Origin of the sequence: Microcystis panniformis FACHB-1757, from assembly GCF_001264245.1 — a bacterium.
GTDB classification, from domain to species: Bacteria; Cyanobacteriota; Cyanobacteriia; order Cyanobacteriales; family Microcystaceae; genus Microcystis; species Microcystis panniformis.
Map to the genome: position 1 here is coordinate 1,320,077 of NZ_CP011339.1, position 16,878 is coordinate 1,336,954.

Genomic DNA, 16,878 nt, shown 5'->3' on the forward strand with positions numbered 1-16,878 from the left:
GTCTGGTACATCATGCTATTAGCTATTCTTTGCTTCATCGTTGACATAACATAGCTGTCTGATGATTTCTGTAACAGAATTTTTCAATCCCTCTACATGAATCCAACCCACATATACAGCATATACAATATTTTGATGATTGTCCTGTATATAAAAATGATGGACACGATATAAATCTGAGCTTAAATAAATATAACCACTGGCATCTTTGAATTTACCTTCTAGTAATATTTTTTCTTTTAAAGGTTTCATTTTTACCACATCTTTAGTCACTCCAGATATTTGGTATTCTTTCTATGGCAAGATCAACACAAGTGTTATTACTGTAACTATTACCCTGATTATAATCCTGCTGATTAAAATAAATTGTCTCTACGATATTTTTAGCCACTTTATCTGATGCTAGATAATAGGTATGAGCATTAAGGGAATTTAAGACAACGGCAGCAATTTCTACAGAATCAAAAATATTGCCAGTCGCTTCTAGATAATAATCGCTCATTAAAATCTTGGATACATCGGTTATACAATCAAAAAGAGGACGAATTGGATAAGCGATAATATCGGAGGAATTGATCAGATTATTCCAGAGCAAACGCTGACTTTGATGCTGGCTAATAAACTTTTCAATTTGATTGGTATCAATGCCTAAAGTTAAATTCAAAAATGGGATCGGTGAACCCATTGTTGTTACACTAGATAGGGAAAGTTTGCCCCGTTCTTTACCGATAAGGTCACGAATTTCATGAGCGGGATCCTGAGGGTCAAAACGCTCGGAAAATAACAGATCCCAAAGGATTACAGTACCTAAAGAATGGGCGACTATATGTAATTCGGTTTCCTGGGGATAAGCTTGAACAAGATCGATTAATTGATCGGCAATAATGCGGCGAATTTGGTTTCCTCGATCGCTGCCTAAATAGCTAAATGCGTCACCGATAAAATAAGATAAATACTCTTTTCTAAAATTTTGATAGCGAAAGGATTGCTCGGGATTAAAATTACTATTTTTCTGTTTTTGTGTCTGTAATTCTTGATCAATATCTCGCCATAATTTTTCGGTTCCTTTGAGAACATTTCCCCAAAATCCCGCATAACAGTAGGGAATCGCCCGATTTTTGCGTTTACATTCTTCTTCAATTAGTTTAATTAATTTATTGGCATAACTAGCATCTCTTGTGGCCACTCCGTGAATAAAGTAAATAAGCATAATAGATTTATCTCAATAAGCGTTGCTCGGAATCTATTAGGGGTCGAGAAGGTCGTCACCGACCTCCCCTCCCATTCAGAACCGTGCATGAGACTTTCACCTCACACGGCTCCTAGTTTGACTGTTCCCTTGTTAAGGATACAGCTTGACTTCCTTTGGTTAACCTTGTATTATCTAGTTTGACTTCTGATTTTGTCAAACCAGATGGATTTAGGCTTCCATCGGTTGCCGATTTATCATCGTGACAGTGGCGGTGTAGTAATTGAAGGTTTTTATATTCATCCTTTCCGCCTAGGCTGAGAGGATGAATGTGGTCAACTTCAATTAAATCCGATGGGGTAAAATACTGCCCACATCGGCTACACTTGCCTTGTTGCTTCTTAAGTAGTTTGGCTACTCTTGTCGGTGTGTCGATTGCTTGTCCTCGTCTGGTCGCCCAGTAAGTCCAATTTCCGTCGAATGGTGATGCGTCGGGGCGTACTAGGGTATGTCTGACAATTGGTGTCCAATTATGTTTCCATAGATAGAGACCGTCTTTGGTTTGAAATAGCCAAGATTCTTGTCTTTCTTTCCCATTGCTAAGTTTAACTGTACCCGGTTTAAAGTAGTTTCTCAGCTTTTCGTAGTCCGCTTTACCGCATCTTGATTCTGTCCATGCCCTTAACATTGACCAGATTGTGTAGTCTAGTTTATTGAAGGTATCTGTGGATACTACTCCTGAGTAGTAGTTAGCCCAACCTCTAATAATTGGGTTTAAGTGACTAATCAAGGCTGATTGAGGTGCTGTCTTGTGTTTTTTGATTACACCTTTAATCGCTTCTGTGTGGGCTTTAACTGCTTTTTGGCTAGGTTTAATATGTGTTAGAAATGTTTTGGGTATTCCTTTATTTATTTTCCCTGCTTTATATTTTCCTGCTGGGTATTGCCTAATATTGAATCCTAGAAAATCAAAGCCGGGTTCCTCCGTTTTCCCATTGTATTCAATGGGGTTAAGTGTATGACACACTCTGGTTTTTTCTGGTTTGAGTTCTAATCCTATCGGCTTTAACCATTCAGAAATAGCAGTTTGGCACTGTTCAATGATTTTGAGTGATGGGGAAATTACTACAAAATCATCGGCGTATCTTATTAAAACAGCTTGATTTCTTTTATCACTCTTTTTGGGGAATAGTGTTTCAATCAATCTTGCCATTCCATCCAGTGCGATGTTGGCAAGTAGTGGACTTATTACCCCTCCTTGAGGTGTCCCTGTTTCTGTTTCTTCAAATACGCCGTTGTCCAATACTCCTGCTTTAAGCCATTGTTTAATATCTCTTTTCAAGGAACTTGGACAATGAATTTTGGACAGTAAAAGGTCGTGATTAATTCGGTCAAAACATTTGGCAATATCAGCATCTAATACAAAGTAATTACCTTTATTGATGGTTGAGAATATCCTTGATATTGCGTCCTGGGCTGACCTTCCCGGTCGGAAACCATAGCTGGTTCCTTCCATTCTTGACTCCCATTCTGGTTCAAGAGCCGATTTAATCAACGCTTGTCTAGCTCTGTCTTTGATAGTTGGTATTCCTAATGGACGTTTTTCATCCCTGCCGGGTTTAGGAATCCATACCCTTCTTAACGGTTTTGCTTTCAGTGTTCCTTTGATTTCTTCGGTTAGATTTAGCCTTTGTTCTGGGGATACTGCTATCATTCCATCGACTCCTGCTGTTTTCTTTCCTTGATTGTCTTGGGTTACTTTGCGTACTGCTAATAGACGAGCGTAGTAAGTAGTCATGCAAAATTAATTACCTGCCCGATCGAGCTAAAACCCTTACGGGGCAATGATCGTCATGTGTAAATAATTTTGCCTAGGTACTTATGATTTCACTAATAGACGTTGCAACTTTCTAACCTTTGCACCCTGTCCCGATTTAGCCGCTTGGTATATCCTCTTTTGGAGCTTGAAAACATATCTTTGGATTTTACCCCAGTTGATAGTTTTCCATACATTCGTAGTCTTAGTGGTTTTCGGTTTCCCGAACCCTTTACCTTCTCTCGATTTCGTCATATAGACTCCTACTAGACTCTATCCTTACAATCAAACCGTAACCTGTTAGCATATCTTGACTGTTACCGTCAAGCGTTGGCTTTTGGTTACATCTCACACCCTTGAAGGCTTGCGCTTACACTTATTACTACTGAGTATTTCGACCGATACTCAGAGCCTAAAAGGGTTTATCACGTTCCGTTTATATGGGCATTCCATCTTTAGATTTGTCCTATCCACCGGGGTACTTTTAAAGGTCTGTGTGAGTGAGAGTAAGATTTCCTCACTATTCCCCTTATTCTTTTGAACGCAGTGTGTCAACCTATTTCACTGCTTATTAATTACGATGGTTCAGGTCAGACATTCGGCTCACGCCTAATCATGGATGGTTGGCAGTGGTCTCGATTCTGGTGTTAGGTAACACCTCGGAGCCTTCCGTTCCCCGCTTCAGTCCCAGAATTGTGATTTCTGAATCTGGGGGTGGCTATCGCCGTTACTCTCACCTTGTAAAGATTTATTACAAGTGTATTGACCTTGAGTTCCCTTGCCTAGTTTGGTATCGGATGATACTAAACGTCGGGACATATAAACAGTTATAAGGTTGGTCTGTGTTGACCTCTTAGATTCAGTCGGGGGACTGAAGACCTTACTAGGCGGTTATTTCAGGCATTTCAGCCCTATTTCATGCCTAAACGTTTCGCACCTCACCTTCTTAATATATCCTTCTAGCTTCTAAAACCCCAAACCCCAAACCCTGCCTCCAGGAAAAGCTTTTTGCCGCAAACCCTATGCGCGGAGATAGGAGTCGTCAATCAGCCAAAAAACTTTGGGGCCAGTTTACCCGGTGTTTACCGACAATGTGCGGTTGCTTACACAGACTTTTGGGAGTCCTATAAGACAGTAATTCCCAGTAAACGTCATCGACCGGTCGGAAAAGAAACTGGTCAAACTAATCCTATTGAAAGATTAAATAATACCTTTCGACAAAGGATTTCTCGGCTGGTGAGAGAGAGTCTATCTTTCTCTAAAAAAATGGAGAATCACGTTGGGGAACTGTTTGGTATTTTATCCATGACTACAATGCACAGCAAAGCAAAGGATTAAGCCGCCATCACTACTACCGAATCACCACCCGCAAACTAAAACTCTCCCAATCCACGGCTCTTCTAGGTTCTGTGTGATAAGTTTAACTTACATAGAATCGATCAATCTTTGTGTCCTTTGTGTCTTTGTGGTTCGTTTCACCCCCTCGGTAGGAGGAATGTATCTTAGAATACATTTTACCCACCAAACCTAAGAGAGCCGGTTTTATTTTTTGCCTTTATTAACTTGATTAAATACCTTAATAATCGAGGGCGATTGCACTATAGCAAAATGACAAAACCTTCCTGAGTAAAATGTTTATCATGGGTCAATATCTCGATAATTTCCAGTTCTCGCATCGTCTGCATAGAGATACAATCAATGAGACTATATTCTTTGTCAGGACGATTTTTGTAAAGAGTTAAACCCGCTAAAAATGATTCATGAGTTTGGTGGATTACCTGAATATTGGGGTTTTTTATTATTCCTTGAACAAGTTGACAAGCACGCTGTCGCATCTGACTACCGTGAGCTGAAAAAAAAGTCAAAGTCTCTGCTAAAACTTCTTCAGTTGTCACGAGACAAAATTGTTCTAATGTGCGAGTAATAGCAATTACTTGACCGTGCCAATTATCTCTAGGATTGATGGATGCTGTCCAATAAAATGTATCAGCAAAGATAGTTCTCATGAATCGCTTTTAGGAATACCATAGATATAGTGGTCATGTTCTTGTGCGCCATCCATCGGCAAATTGTTGATTTCCGTTTCGTTCATGCCGGCTGTAATATTTTCAAAAAGTTCGAGAAGCGATTGGGCTGTTGTCTTGCTGGATTCTTCTTCCTGTTGATGCCAATGGGATTGGATGGCTTGTTTTATAGCATCAATGACTGAATCTAAGGAATTTCCTTCTGCTATATATCCTTTAATTTCAGGACTGTAAGCAGAATATTTTCCTTCTCTCTTTTCTATTTCAATACTGACTTTTGATTTCATCGCTCACCTATTTAAATCAAATGAATATCTTAACTCAATTGTAATTTGTAGGAATGGAGATTCGCCAACTGTGTGAATCGCCAGTCGAGGAATATAAAGATTTATTAAATTGTAGCTTTTGATACAATGGGGGGGGAGAAGTGTGTATGATGCGGAAGTTTATCTTAAAACCACTAAAAAATGAAATTTGTTTCATTGCTATCTATCACTGCGCTGACAAGCAGTATCCTGATTGCGACCCCCCAAGCGAAAGCAGCAGTTTTCCTTGACTTGAGTAGCTTTACCCCCGGTGGACCTGGTACTGGGGGATTCGTGGGAACCCTAGGAGGAGTGAACGTTACGGGTTCTATACTCGCTGGTGGCGGACCTAACTTTACGATTTCGGGTATTAACCCGACAAGTTGGCAAGGAACAACAATCAATAATACTACCCCTCAATACAGCTACAGCAACATCTATACTCCATACCAAAGTTTAGGTGATCGGGTAGGTTATACAATGTTTAATCAGACTGGCCAAACTGCTACTTTAAAGATTCAGTTTAGCTCGCCGGTGACTAATCCCATCTTTCATGTTGCCAACCTTGACGGGATGATCTATGATTTTTCTGATCCCAGCAATGGTTCGATCGCACTTAATTTATTGAGCGGTAACGGTGGTGGTGGCGATGGTTTAACAGTCAATACCACGAACAAAATCATCGCCGATGCGGATCCTTTTACTGGCGTTGGTCTTTCTCCCTCCACTCCCCCTCCGACTACTGGTGCTCGTTCCGCTTACGGTTCTGTGGCGTTATTGGGGACTTTTTCCACCTTGAACATCAAGCTACAGGGAAATCCTAGTCTAACAATTGCTGGGGATGGTGGAAGCTTTATTATCTCAACTACAGTTCCCGAACCCTCTACAGTCCTCAGCTTATTAACCCTCGGCACTCTCGGCGCAGCTTCAACCCTCAAGCGCAAACTGAAGCCATAAAAGTCGGCTAAATTGCTTACAAAAATACTATAAATGCCCCTTCATTCAGTCAGTTGAGGGGGTTTTATTTTTTGCCTGTTGCACTGGAGCGACTTCCAAACAAGTTTCTTCAACTTCTTCAGGGGAAATGGCGATCACTATCAGTACAATCAAAAAAACTAAAATCTGAATCGCTGAAGGCAAAGGCAAATGCGACATACCGCACCAAAATCCCTCACGGAAGCGGATAGTTCGCCTGAGAAGGGGTAAAACAGGGAAAAATACCTTTCCCTGTCAATCCCTAAGCGAGGGAGAGAAATGTAAATATTTATTAAATTGTAGCGTAGGATACTTTGACCCCACTAAACAGTATTGGCTATTCTGCTAGATTGAATTGCACGGAGTTTTTCAACGCAAACCATCTTGATCCAATCCTGACGATTCATGTTCTGCAATTGACACTCCACATCTATGCTTCCTAGTAATTCCGGGGGAAAATCAAGATTAATTTGTTGCTTAACCTGAAAATTACCTGTGAAATGCTCAGAGACATCTTTCCCTAGATGTGCTTGTTGAGCAATTTCCTCAATATCTTTAATTTCAGTTGACTGTTTCCTCATAGCTTTTGCGCTCCTGTTTAGTTGATTTCCAAGCGGTGACAACCCAAATGTAATCACCGACTTCATCGACTCTGTATTCTACGATGAATGTTGTTAACGTTCCGCCCGCAAAGCCAACAATCCGATATTGTTCTGGCTGCTCAGAGCGTTGGTCTTCGATGTAAGGTTTGTAAAGCAGATCGTTTAACCGAGTGAAGTCAATGTCACGTTCTGTTAAAACTCGCTGTCGTTTGGCTTCATCCCATTGAATACGCATGAGATACCCGAAATCAATGGAGAAAAATTGTTTTCACCCAGTCTATGCTAACCCATCGCTCCCGAAGGCGAGGGACTAAGGGGAGAGAAATGTAAAGATTTATTAAATTGTAGCTTTTGATACAACGGGGGGGGAGGAGTGTGTATATTCTGCGAAGTTTATCTTATAGTCCTTTCAGACAAGTCTGATACACTCTAGACCAGTTAAACTCTTATGGACTCTGGCATTGATATTCTCAATCTTAATTGAAATGACTATATTGTAATTTTATGCCATAACGGAAGTTAATTACAGCAGTTATCTTAATGGTGAAATAACTTCTTTATTTGAGGGGTAATTTTAATCAGTGGGGAAAGGGCGCTAATTAAGTAGCTGGTTATAATTAAATTGAAGATAGATTTTAGGTTCGATCCCCCTTAATCCCCCCTTGATAAGGGGGGAACTGATCGTTTTTAACACCTACCTACTTAAGGGTTAATTCTCGCACCGATTCCCCTAGATTTAATCTCAATCCCCTAGACAAATACCCAAACCCCTGGCGGTTTTGACTAAAGTTTCTTCGAGATCGACGATGCGATAGGTTTTAATCGCCTCCTCAATGGGAACACTGACCACTTGCCGATTTTGCCAGGCCACCATGCGATCGAATTCTTCCCGGGCGATCAGATCCACGGCCGCCACGCCAAAAGCCGCCCCCAGTAGGCGATCCATTGGAGAAGGAATGCCCCCCCGTTGAATGTGGCCCAGGAAAGTCACTCTCGTTTCGGCCCCGGTTTCCCTGGCAACTTCTTCGGCTAAATAGCGACCGATACCCCCGAGACGATCTTCTCCTAGGGCTTTCTTTTGCACTAGGCGATCGCCAGTTTCGGTACGCACAGCCTCGGAGACAATAATCAGAGAAAACTGTTTATCCATACGCTGCCGCTGCCGGATCTTCTCGCAGACCTTCTCTAATCGGTAGGGAATTTCGGGAATGAGAATGATATCGGCCCCTCCCGCAATACCGGCAGCCAGGGCGATATGGCCAGCATCTCTACCCATAACTTCTAGAATCATCACCCGGTTATGACTAGCGGCGGTAAAATGGAGGCGATCGAGGGCTTCTGTGGCGATATTAGTAGCTGTATCGAAGCCGATGGAGACTTCTGTAGCTCCCACATCATTATCGATGGTTTTGGGAATACCAATCAGATTAATGCCTCCCTGTTGGGCAATACGGCGCAAAATCGCCAGACTACCATCGCCACCGATGCCGATCAGGGCATCCAGTCCCAGACTATGATAGCCGTCGATGATGTCCTGAGAGCGATCGATCAGGGTTCCATCTGGCATCGGGAAAGCGAAGGGATCCCCCTTATTGGTAGTACCGAGAATTGTTCCTCCCATCACTAACAGGCGATCGACTCCTTCAATATCAAAGATCGTGGTTTTGGGGGGACGGTTAATTAATCCGTTAGTTGCTTCTCGAATACCCACCACTTCCCAGCCATAATTGCCAGTGGCATGGTGGACAACGGCACGAATGGCGGCATTTAAACCCGCACAGTCGCCACCACTGGTGAGAAGTCCAATTCGTTTTTTTTCACCCATAGCTTTAGCTTTTTGTCAGGAGATTAACAAATCTATATTTAGGGAAAAGTTGCGGATAATGCCTAAAAATTAAGAAAGTTTCTAGATCGTCCCTGACAGCTAGGGGAAAAATCCGCCCTCATCCCCTCAGTAATCGATCACGAGCAGGGTATGCAGGGCGACACGGATTTCCATTATACTAGAAAGTATATAGCAATTTTAGGGCATTTGTCAACCCTAATATACGAGAAATTTTCTGATAACTGATAGCCAATCAATTTAACTATTTACTGCTTGCTGAAGACGGGATAGATCCCAACCTTTTTGATTAAGAAGTAGCCAAGACTGCATTAAATCCGGACCATGTAACTCCCCCATCAAAGCGGCGCGTAGAGACTTCATCACTAGACCTTTTTTCACCCGATGGGCTTTAGTTGTTGTCTCCACAATACCCTTAGCAACTTCTCCAGTCAAATCGGGACTAATAGCGGCGAGAATATCCTTGATAATATCCTTAACTCCCTCTAATTGTAATTGACTCAAAGCCTCCTGATTATAATTAGCCAGAGGGGTTAAAAGTAAGCGACTTTCAGCCACAGCATCGCTTAAACGAGTTAAACTCGGACCGATGAGAGTAGCCAAACCGACCAACCAAGCTCGATCGGTTTCAGCATCAAAACTATACCCCGCTTCTTGCCAGTAGGGAAGGAGTAAAGGCACTAATTCCTCACCGGTTAAACGATGGAGATATTGACTATTAATCCAATCCAATTTCGTCCAGTCAAATTTTGCCCCTGCTTTATTTACCCGTTCTAAACTAAACACTTCAGCGGCCGTTTCAAGGGTAAAAATTTCTTCAGTGGAATCGGGAGGAGTCCAACCGAGGAGAGTCATGTAATTAACCAAAGCTTGCGGCAAAAAACCCAGTTTTCGGAAATCATCGATCGAAGTAACTCCATCCCGTTTAGATAACTTGCGACCCTCCTGATTTAAGATCAAAGGAGTGTGGGCAAACTCTGGCACTTTTGCCCCTAAAGCTTCGTATAAAAGAATTTGTTTAGCGGTATTAGCGATGTGATCTTCCCCACGAATAACATGGGTAATTTCCATCTCAATATCATCAACAACTACCGCTAAATTATAGAGAGGCTGACCGAAGTTTTCCTCGGCATTTTCCGAGGTACGAGCGATCACCATATCCCCCCCTAAATCACTACCTTTCCAGATAACTTTTTCCCGGATTAAATCCTGCCAAATAATTTCTCGATCGTCATCAATAATAAAACGAATTACTGCTTTTCTCCCCCCTTGCTCGAATTGCGCTTGTTGTTCGGGGGTGAGATAACGATGACGATTATCGTAACGGGGGGCAAGATTGCGGGCTTTTTGTTCTTCCCGCATTTTTTCCAATTCTTCCGGGGTACAATAACAACGATAGGCTAAACCTCGATCGAGCAGGGTTTGAATAGCCTGACGATAATAATTAAGGCGTTGAGTTTGAAAAAAAGGACCTTCATCCCAATTCAGTCCTAACCATTGTAGGCCCGCTTGAATATTTTCCGTATATTCTGGTCGAGAACGTTCTAAATCTGTATCTTCCACGCGCAAGATAAATTTACCCCGGTGATGATGGGCAAAAAGCCAGTTAAACACGGCTGTGCGTGCTGTTCCAATGTGTAAATTTCCCGTGGGACTGGGGGCAATACGAACTCTCACTGTCACGATCTAACTCCTAGGTTTTTTGCGGCAACGATATCCCATATTATTGCAAATTCTCCTAGGCAAACTCTCGAAATTAAGAAAATTAAGGTTCTTCGTTACTTGGTATGGTTCGATAGGGGGGCATAAATCGACTAAATCCTTATCTGGCAAGAGATTTAATTGATTAGTTCGCTCTAGACAAAAAACAATTAACAAAAATCGCTAAATGCCTTTCTATATAAGGGTTCCATCCCTTATAAACCCTGTCGATTGCATAACACAAACCGAAGAGCCAAAATTAAGTGGGTGGGTGCAATTAAATATAAGATGAACGTAGGTTGGGTTGAAGCATGAAACCCAACTCCCGCATGGGTTACGCTACCGCTAACCCATCCTACAAATAATTGTGCCTCCCTACTTAAATAAATAGCTACCAAGGGTGAGAAAGGAACAACAAACTCTCAAGAATTGAAGTTTCCCTCTCCGGGGAGAGGGGTTGAGGGGGATATCTTTCAGTACCCGTGTTATTTGGGAAATTTAGGCAGCGACTAAAGATTTGCTCAAAGGTTGCCAACGGAAATATCTTTCCCCACCCAATTCGAGGACAAATTTTAACCGGGGTTCCTGTTGACTAAGATTAATTAAGTATTGTTTTTCTTGCGAGGATAAAACAAAACTTTCAATAATCCAAATCACTAAACCCTTGGATTTGGGGGGTAAATTTTCTAATTGATAGGTAGCAATGGGAGGAATAAAATAAACCGGTCCCACGGCTGCTTCCCGACCAATATTTTTTTTACCTAAATGGGGGGGACGGACTCCATGAATGCCGGTCAGATAGGCACTTAAATCCCCTAGACCTCTAGCGGTGATATGCAGGACATTGTAACCAGTGGCCCGTAAACGTCTTTGATAGCGTCCCTCGTAACCCCCTTCTAAGGGTGCGTAAACCCCTAAAGCACCGTATTGTTCCAGATCGCGAATAAATGGTTTTCCTGTGGTCAGTAGTGCCATAGTTAGTAAAAAAATCTTTTTCCCTATAATCGCACGTTTTGTTAAGTTGTGGGTCAGGTGAACAGAGAAAGACTTAAGATCAAAGGTAGAGAGGGACAATCGCTACTCTCTCCCGAGGAGGCAATATGTTTCACGATCTCCTTTATCCCAACGGACTGCTTTATATCCTGATTAAACTAACTGTTTTAGCTTTAGCAGTCTTGCTCTGGTTTATGGTCGTTTCGGCCCCAGCTGTTTGAAAAAACACTGCTCTTGTACAATTAGCGTTCTATGCAATGGCTAAATTTTGTCGATGACTCCTGTTAAATTGCCGATCGATCCTTTTCTGAAACCCAACCTAACCACTAAACTCCTAGGGGTTGCGTTGGTATTGACAATTATTTTTATCCTGATTGCCCTGTTTTCGCCCCTTCTGCAAGCGATCGGCATGATTCAGGATCCAACCGACATTTTAAGCAATTATCCCCTACAAGCCCCCAGTTCCGCCCATTGGTTCGGGACGAATGTGCGCGGTTATGATGTCTTTTCCCGCACCCTATTCGGGGCGCGAGCGGCCTTGTCCGTGGTATTTTTGGCCACAGGATTATCTTTAGTCATCGGGGTTCCTTTGGGGTTAATTAGCGGTTATTTGGGGGGTAAGATCGATCGCGTTCTCCTCTTTCTCATGGATACCCTCTACACCTTGCCGGGGTTGTTATTATCGGTGGCTCTCGCTTTCGTTTTGGGTCGTGGTATCGTCAATGTAGCGATCGCTGTTAGCATTGCCTATATTCCCCAATATTTTCGCGTGGTCAGAAATCAAACCGCCAGCGTTAAAAATGAGTTATTTATCGAAGCGGCACGAGCGATCGGTGCCAGTCCTAGCCGGATATTATCAAAATATCTTTTCTTTAATGTCGTCCAGAGTGTCCCGGTTCTTTTTACCCTCAACGCAGCAGATGCGATCCTTGTTTTAGGCGGTTTAGGCTTTTTAGGCTTAGGATTACCGGAAGAAGTGCCGGAATGGGGTCATGATCTCAAGGAAGCTTTGGCGGATTTATCTACAGGTATCTGGTGGACCACTTTATTCCCCGGATTAGCAATGACCACGATGGTGGTGGGTTTATCCCTCTTGGGGGAGGGGTTAAGTGAAATTTTCAACCCCCTGAGTCGTAAACGCTAAAAGCGCGGGCCAGAGTTCGAGAGAAATCATCTGAGGAACTTCCACACCCTCAGCCTCTCTGTCCAGTAACAATGTAGGATACCCTTTGGGCGATATTGGTGGCGTGATCGGCCATACGTTCCAGATGACGGATTAGTAAAGCCATCAGCAGGATTGGTTCCACCACACCCTTAATATCTCTTTGATGGGCGAGAGTGTGATAGAGATAATCATAGGCTCGATCGACCGTATTATCTAGTTCTTTGACCTTTGGACCGGCTTCTTGATCGAGGTCAGCCAGAGCAACAAGGCTCGTGGCTAACATATACTGAGCATGGTGGGACATGGCCTCGATCTCACTCATACAATCGTGGGGAGTGTAGGCGAATAATTTGAGAGCTATTTCCGCCAAATCCTTGGCATAATCGCCGATACGTTCCAAATCGCGCACTAATTGCATAAAAGCACTTAAAAGCCGCAAATCTTGGGCTACGGGAGCCTGTAGAGTCATGAGAGTGGCACAATCTAACTCGATTTGACGGTAGTAGCGATCGATTTCCTTGTCAAGGGGGGGGATTTTTTTCGCCATTTCCAAATCCCTAGCAAAAAGGGATTGATGGCTAAGACGAAAGGATTCTTCGACCAAGGTTCCCATTCTCAGCACATCCTGTTCCAATCGCTGGAGAGAACGAGCGAAATAGGTGCGATCGGGATGATTGGTTTCTTTGGATAGGCTCACGGTCGGATTCGCTTAACATAAAACTACTCTTTCTCTACAGTCATAACAAGAAAATTTTCGATTTTGTACAGTTGTCTAGAGAACTTGACAGATTTTTTTCTCTAGGGGGAATGGGGAAATGGGGGAATGGGGGAATGGGGAAATGGGGAAATGGGGAAATGGGGGAATGGGGAAATGGGGAAATGGGGGAATGGGGAAATGGGGGAATGGGGAAATGGGGAAATGGGGAAATGGGGAAATGGGGAAATTCAACTAAAACCCTAAAACCCCAACACCCTAAAACCCCAACACCCTAAAACCCTAAAACCCTAAAACCCCAACACCCTAAAACCCTAAAACCCTAAAACCCCAACACCCCACTTCCCCAATTCATAATTCATAATTCATAATTCATAATTCCCACCTCCTTTTTTTGACGGGGGAGAGTGACTTGTAGGCGAGCGCCGCCGGTGTTAGGATCATTTTGAGCGACGATCGAACCGCCATGGGCTTGAATAATCTCTTTGGCAATCGATAAACCTAAACCGGTACTATAATCCCTTGTGCTTTGTTTTTGACGGGTGCGGGAAGGATCACCGCGAAAGAGGCGATCAAAAACGTAGGGTAGATCCGCTTCGTTAAATCCCTTCCCGTTGTCGATAACGTCAATTTTTAGCCATTTTTCCCCGATAGTATCGGATATTTCTCGAATTTCTAGGCGAATTTTCCCCTGATCGGGACTATACTTAATGGCATTATCAAAGAGATTTAGGAAAACTTGCAGCAGACGAGAACGATCAACTTCTACCGTCCAATCCACCGGAGAGGAATAATCTAAGCTAATCTGTTTTTGGGCGGCTATTGGGGTGACAGTTTGCCAAGCGGCGCGGATTAGATCCTGTAGATTGATCATCTGGTATTGTAAAGATCGCCCCGCATCCGCTTGTAATTCACTGATTTCTAGCCAATCGCACACTAATTGGCTCAAACGCTCCACTTCTTTCGCCATTTGTTCTAACCAGCGTCTTTCGGGAGCTTGGAGGCGTTTTTGTAAAGCTTCGGTAAGGAGAGAAATGGAGGTTAAGGGAGTGCGTAACTCGTGAGTTAAGTCAGAGAAAGCTCGCTCGCGATTTTGCGATAATTCCACTAAAGGCTGTCTATTTTCGATAAATACAGCGATTTCACCTTCTGGCAAGGGATAACCGTAACCCTTCAAGGCAATCGATTTAGGAGCAATCACTTGGCGATCGCTGATAGGGGTGATAGGATAATTAGTCGGGTAAAAAGTCCAAGTTTGCACCTGTGGACTCTGTTTTTGGCGAGTTTCTTGAATTAATTGATCTAATTCGTAGGAGCGCACCAATTCCAGCAGCAGACGTACCTGATCTGGCTGCCAGCGATCGAGTTTTAAGAGGGTTATTGCCTGTTGATTACACCAGAGCAGTTGATTATCGGCATCTATATGAAGATAGGCGATCGGCGCTAGTTCTAGCAAGGATTTCTGAATTTCTAAGCTCTTTTCTCGCTCTTGCAGACTTTGGGAGAGAAACTGTAATTCTCGACGTACCAGGGAGGTAACGGGAAAAGAGGCCGATAAATCCACCGAATCCGAGAGAGCGATTAGATTTCGCTTTAACTCCCCATTTAAGCGTGAGACTTGCCAATAACAAATACTCAAACCTAAAACTACTCCGAAAATAAAAGCGAAAATAGTCATTATCCCAGAAAGCGGCGATCGCTAAATTTGAAAATATAATCGCTCACCTAGCCAAAACGATAACCGAAACCGCGTACAGTAATTAGGTATTCCGGTTGACTGGGATCGATTTCCAGTTTTTCGCGTAACCAGCGAATGTGAACATCGACGGTTTTGGTGTCTCCTAAAAAATCTGGTCCCCAAATTTGTTCAATTAACTGCTCTCTTGACCAAACTCGGCGCGGATAACTCATAAATAGGTCGAGGAGACGGAATTCTTTAGGAGAAAGGTTAATTTCTTCATCTCGCACCGTCACCCGACATTCTTGGGTATAGAGAAAAACATCGCGGAATTTTCGCACGGGAGCAGCAGCAAGGGAAGTAAATCCTTGACGACGAATCAGAGCGCGACAACGAGCGACTAATTCTCGCATACTAAAGGGTTTAGTCAGATAATCATCGGCACCTACTTCTAAACCCAAAACTCGATCGGTTTCGCTGGCCTTAGCACTTAAGATTAAAATCGGGATAATATTGCCGTGATAGCGCAACAGACGACAGATATCAAGACCGTTGATTTGGGGTAGCATTAAATCCAAAACGACCAAATCAAAACGAGACTCACCGTGATTAGATTCTTGACTTTGCAGTAATTCTAGAGCAGCGCGACCATCACTAACACCGAGCGCCTCATAACCTTCTTCTTCCAAAGCCAAAATAATCATATCCCGAATCACTTCTTCGTCTTCGACGATTAAAATCCGATGATTGGGAACGAAATCCGTACTCGCCGACAAGGGGGGGGTGTCAAGGGTTAACATAAAAATACTTGATTATTCGTCCTAATTTTATCTCAATTGGTCAACCTGCACTCGGGGGGGTAGAGCCGAATGTTATTACAGTTATCCACCTGGTTAGAGGTGGAATCCTATCTAGAACAATCTCAGGGAATTATTATTCCTATTGGTTCCACGGAACAACACGGGCCGACGGGACTTATTGGTACAGATGCTCTATGTGCTGAGGCGATCGCTAAAGGAGTGGGGAAACAGGTACGAGCAATGGTAGCACCCACCTTAAATGTCGGTATGGCCCTACATCACACGGCTTTCCCGGGTACAATTAGTCTTCGTCCTAGCACTTTGATTCAAGTCATCCTCGACTATGTGACTTGTTTAGCTAGAGCCGGTTTTCGTCAATTTTTCTTTATTAATGGTCACGGGGGCAATATTGCCACCCTAAAGGCCGCTTTTTCGGAAACCTATTATCATTTGGATTCCCTTAATTTGCCTAACACAAACGAGGTTAAATGTCAAGTGGCCAATTGGTTTATGGTGCGAGAAGTTTATCTTTTAGCCAAAGAATTATATGGAGAGCAGGAGGGTTCCCACGCTACACCGAGCGAAGTGGCATTAACTCAGTATCTTTACCCTGAAAGCCGTAAAAATGCCTTTTTATCGGAAAAAGTGGCTTCTGGTCATGGTATTTACGGTGCGGCTAATTTTCGCCAAAATTACCCCGATGGTCGTATGGGTTCCAATCCTGCTTTAGCGACTCCCGAACACGGTCAGAGATTCTATGAATTAGCGGTGAAAGAATTGAGTAATACTTATCTAGAATGGCTCTCTTGTCCTGTGTCTGAGTTGATTAGTAACTAAGCCACCGAGACCCGGAATAATTTAACTGTAACCCTAAGTAAGTAGCTGGTTATAATTAAATTAAAAATGGATTTTAGGTTCGATCCCCCCTGCCCCCCTTGATAAGGGGGGTGCCGATAGGCGGGGGGATCCCCCCTGCCCCCCTTGATAAGGGGGGTGTCTGACAACTTTTAACGCCTACCTACTTAAGTGGTTTCAATTAAATTGAAGATAGATTTTGTCTTTGATCCCCCCT

16 protein-coding genes and 2 pseudogenes are annotated in these 16,878 nt (G+C 43.1%); 5 read left to right on the plus strand and 13 right to left on the minus strand.

All coding sequences use genetic code 11. From position 1 onward, the window contains the following. Window positions 1–18: 18 nt before the first annotated feature. From VL20_RS32310 to ltrA, 3 genes and pseudogenes are all read right to left on the minus strand, one after another. Entirely contained in the window at window positions 19–273 is a 255-nt protein-coding gene (locus VL20_RS32310; protein WP_249264898.1) for a hypothetical protein, read from the minus strand. After that, window positions 266–1,210: a lipase family protein gene (locus VL20_RS06390; protein ID WP_260441163.1), complete on the minus strand. Its 945-nt coding sequence runs from the start codon at window positions 1,208–1,210 to the stop codon at window positions 266–268. The genes VL20_RS32310 and VL20_RS06390 overlap by 8 nt, the downstream gene beginning before the upstream one ends. 112 nt (window positions 1,211–1,322) lie before the next feature. Then, a pseudogene (gene ltrA, locus VL20_RS06395) lies at window positions 1,323–3,260 on the minus strand (group II intron reverse transcriptase/maturase); the annotation flags it as partial. 773 nt (window positions 3,261–4,033) lie between these two features. Here ltrA and VL20_RS06405 point away from each other — a divergent pair. Next, window positions 4,034–4,324, plus strand: a pseudogene (locus VL20_RS06405) (IS1 family transposase); the annotation flags it as partial. Window positions 4,325–4,603: 279 nt separating this feature from the next. Here the strand turns inward: VL20_RS06405 and VL20_RS06410 are convergent. Further along, a complete protein-coding gene (locus tag VL20_RS06410; protein ID WP_052275980.1) occupies window positions 4,604–5,011 on the minus strand; it encodes a type II toxin-antitoxin system VapC family toxin in 408 nt (135 codons plus the stop codon). Beyond that, window positions 5,008–5,316, minus strand: coding sequence for a type II toxin-antitoxin system HicB family antitoxin (locus VL20_RS06415; RefSeq protein ID WP_052275981.1), 309 nt, complete (start codon window positions 5,314–5,316; stop codon window positions 5,008–5,010). Before VL20_RS06415 ends, VL20_RS06410 begins: the two co-directional genes overlap by 4 nt. 180 nt (window positions 5,317–5,496) lie before the next feature. Between VL20_RS06415 and VL20_RS06420 the strand changes: the two genes are divergently transcribed. Further along, window positions 5,497–6,291, plus strand: a complete 795-nt coding sequence (locus VL20_RS06420; protein ID WP_052275982.1) for a PEP-CTERM sorting domain-containing protein — start codon at window positions 5,497–5,499, stop codon at window positions 6,289–6,291. 341 nt (window positions 6,292–6,632) lie between these two features. Here the strand turns inward: VL20_RS06420 and VL20_RS06425 are convergent, their stop codons facing one another. The 5 genes from VL20_RS06425 to VL20_RS06445 all read right to left on the minus strand — a co-directional run bounded on the left by VL20_RS06425 (window position 6,633) and on the right by VL20_RS06445 (window position 11,430). After that, window positions 6,633–6,890 carry a hypothetical protein gene (locus VL20_RS06425; RefSeq protein WP_052275983.1) on the minus strand — a complete coding sequence of 86 codons (258 nt, stop codon included), beginning with the start codon at window positions 6,888–6,890 and terminating at the stop codon, window positions 6,633–6,635. After that, the gene (locus VL20_RS06430; protein WP_052275984.1) at window positions 6,871–7,146 is read right to left on the minus strand and encodes a BrnT family toxin; all 276 of its coding nucleotides are present in this window, start codon (window positions 7,144–7,146) and stop codon (window positions 6,871–6,873) included. Before VL20_RS06430 ends, VL20_RS06425 begins: the two co-directional genes overlap by 20 nt. 507 nt (window positions 7,147–7,653) lie before the next feature. Then, window positions 7,654–8,736, minus strand: a complete 1,083-nt coding sequence (locus VL20_RS06435; protein ID WP_052275985.1) for an ATP-dependent 6-phosphofructokinase — start codon at window positions 8,734–8,736, stop codon at window positions 7,654–7,656. 258 nt (window positions 8,737–8,994) lie between these two features. Then, window positions 8,995–10,437 carry a glutamate--tRNA ligase gene (gltX, locus tag VL20_RS06440; protein WP_052275986.1) on the minus strand — a complete coding sequence of 481 codons (1,443 nt, stop codon included), beginning with the start codon at window positions 10,435–10,437 and terminating at the stop codon, window positions 8,995–8,997. Window positions 10,438–10,953: 516 nt separating this feature from the next. Then, window positions 10,954–11,430 carry an NAD(P)H-quinone oxidoreductase subunit N gene (locus tag VL20_RS06445; protein WP_052275987.1) on the minus strand — a complete coding sequence of 159 codons (477 nt, stop codon included), beginning with the start codon at window positions 11,428–11,430 and terminating at the stop codon, window positions 10,954–10,956. Between the two features lie 292 nt (window positions 11,431–11,722). Here VL20_RS06445 and VL20_RS06450 point away from each other — a divergent pair, with 292 nt between their 5' ends. Then, window positions 11,723–12,592, plus strand: coding sequence for an ABC transporter permease (locus VL20_RS06450; protein ID WP_052275988.1), 870 nt, complete (start codon window positions 11,723–11,725; stop codon window positions 12,590–12,592). A gap of 49 nt (window positions 12,593–12,641) precedes the next feature. Here VL20_RS06450 and phoU read toward each other — a convergent pair whose 3' ends face one another. Continuing rightward, entirely contained in the window at window positions 12,642–13,310 is a 669-nt protein-coding gene (phoU, locus tag VL20_RS06455) for a phosphate signaling complex protein PhoU (protein WP_004157861.1), read from the minus strand. A 126-nt stretch (window positions 13,311–13,436) separates the two neighbouring features. Here phoU and VL20_RS31615 point away from each other — a divergent pair, with 126 nt between their 5' ends. Next, window positions 13,437–13,574: a hypothetical protein gene (locus VL20_RS31615; RefSeq protein ID WP_167341538.1), complete on the plus strand. Its 138-nt coding sequence runs from the start codon at window positions 13,437–13,439 to the stop codon at window positions 13,572–13,574. Window positions 13,575–13,686: 112 nt separating this feature from the next. Here the strand turns inward: VL20_RS31615 and VL20_RS06465 are convergent, their stop codons facing one another. After that, window positions 13,687–15,006: a sensor histidine kinase gene (locus tag VL20_RS06465; RefSeq protein ID WP_052275990.1), complete on the minus strand. Its 1,320-nt coding sequence runs from the start codon at window positions 15,004–15,006 to the stop codon at window positions 13,687–13,689. Window positions 15,007–15,053: 47 nt separating this feature from the next. Then, window positions 15,054–15,806 carry a response regulator transcription factor gene (locus tag VL20_RS06470; RefSeq protein WP_052275991.1) on the minus strand — a complete coding sequence of 251 codons (753 nt, stop codon included), beginning with the start codon at window positions 15,804–15,806 and terminating at the stop codon, window positions 15,054–15,056. A 69-nt stretch (window positions 15,807–15,875) separates the two neighbouring features. Here VL20_RS06470 and VL20_RS06475 point away from each other — a divergent pair, with 69 nt between their 5' ends. Continuing rightward, on the plus strand, window positions 15,876–16,643 hold the full coding sequence (locus VL20_RS06475; RefSeq protein WP_052275992.1) for a creatininase family protein: 768 nt from the start codon (window positions 15,876–15,878) through the stop codon (window positions 16,641–16,643). Window positions 16,644–16,878 lie beyond the last annotated feature (235 nt).

What these genes read in the sequence shown, in the direction of transcription:
- VL20_RS06415 (WP_052275981.1), bottom strand. Translation starts at nt 5,316, where the DNA reads ATGAAATCAAAAGTCAGTATTGAAATAGAAAAGAGAGAAGGAAAATAT.
- VL20_RS06475 (WP_052275992.1), top strand. Translation starts at nt 15,876, where the DNA reads ATGTTATTACAGTTATCCACCTGGTTAGAGGTGGAATCCTATCTAGAA.
- VL20_RS31615 (WP_167341538.1), top strand. Translation starts at nt 13,437, where the DNA reads ATGGGGGAATGGGGAAATGGGGAAATGGGGAAATGGGGGAATGGGGAA.
- VL20_RS06435 (WP_052275985.1), bottom strand. Translation starts at nt 8,736, where the DNA reads ATGGGTGAAAAAAAACGAATTGGACTTCTCACCAGTGGTGGCGACTGT.
- VL20_RS06420 (WP_052275982.1), top strand. Translation starts at nt 5,497, where the DNA reads ATGAAATTTGTTTCATTGCTATCTATCACTGCGCTGACAAGCAGTATC.
- VL20_RS06470 (WP_052275991.1), bottom strand. Translation starts at nt 15,806, where the DNA reads ATGTTAACCCTTGACACCCCCCCCTTGTCGGCGAGTACGGATTTCGTT.
- VL20_RS06445 (WP_052275987.1), bottom strand. Translation starts at nt 11,430, where the DNA reads ATGGCACTACTGACCACAGGAAAACCATTTATTCGCGATCTGGAACAA.
- VL20_RS06390 (WP_260441163.1), bottom strand. Translation starts at nt 1,210, where the DNA reads ATGCTTATTTACTTTATTCACGGAGTGGCCACAAGAGATGCTAGTTAT.
- VL20_RS06410 (WP_052275980.1), bottom strand. Translation starts at nt 5,011, where the DNA reads ATGAGAACTATCTTTGCTGATACATTTTATTGGACAGCATCCATCAAT.
- VL20_RS06465 (WP_052275990.1), bottom strand. Translation starts at nt 15,006, where the DNA reads ATGACTATTTTCGCTTTTATTTTCGGAGTAGTTTTAGGTTTGAGTATT.
- VL20_RS06425 (WP_052275983.1), bottom strand. Translation starts at nt 6,890, where the DNA reads ATGAGGAAACAGTCAACTGAAATTAAAGATATTGAGGAAATTGCTCAA.
- VL20_RS06430 (WP_052275984.1), bottom strand. Translation starts at nt 7,146, where the DNA reads ATGCGTATTCAATGGGATGAAGCCAAACGACAGCGAGTTTTAACAGAA.
- VL20_RS06450 (WP_052275988.1), top strand. Translation starts at nt 11,723, where the DNA reads ATGACTCCTGTTAAATTGCCGATCGATCCTTTTCTGAAACCCAACCTA.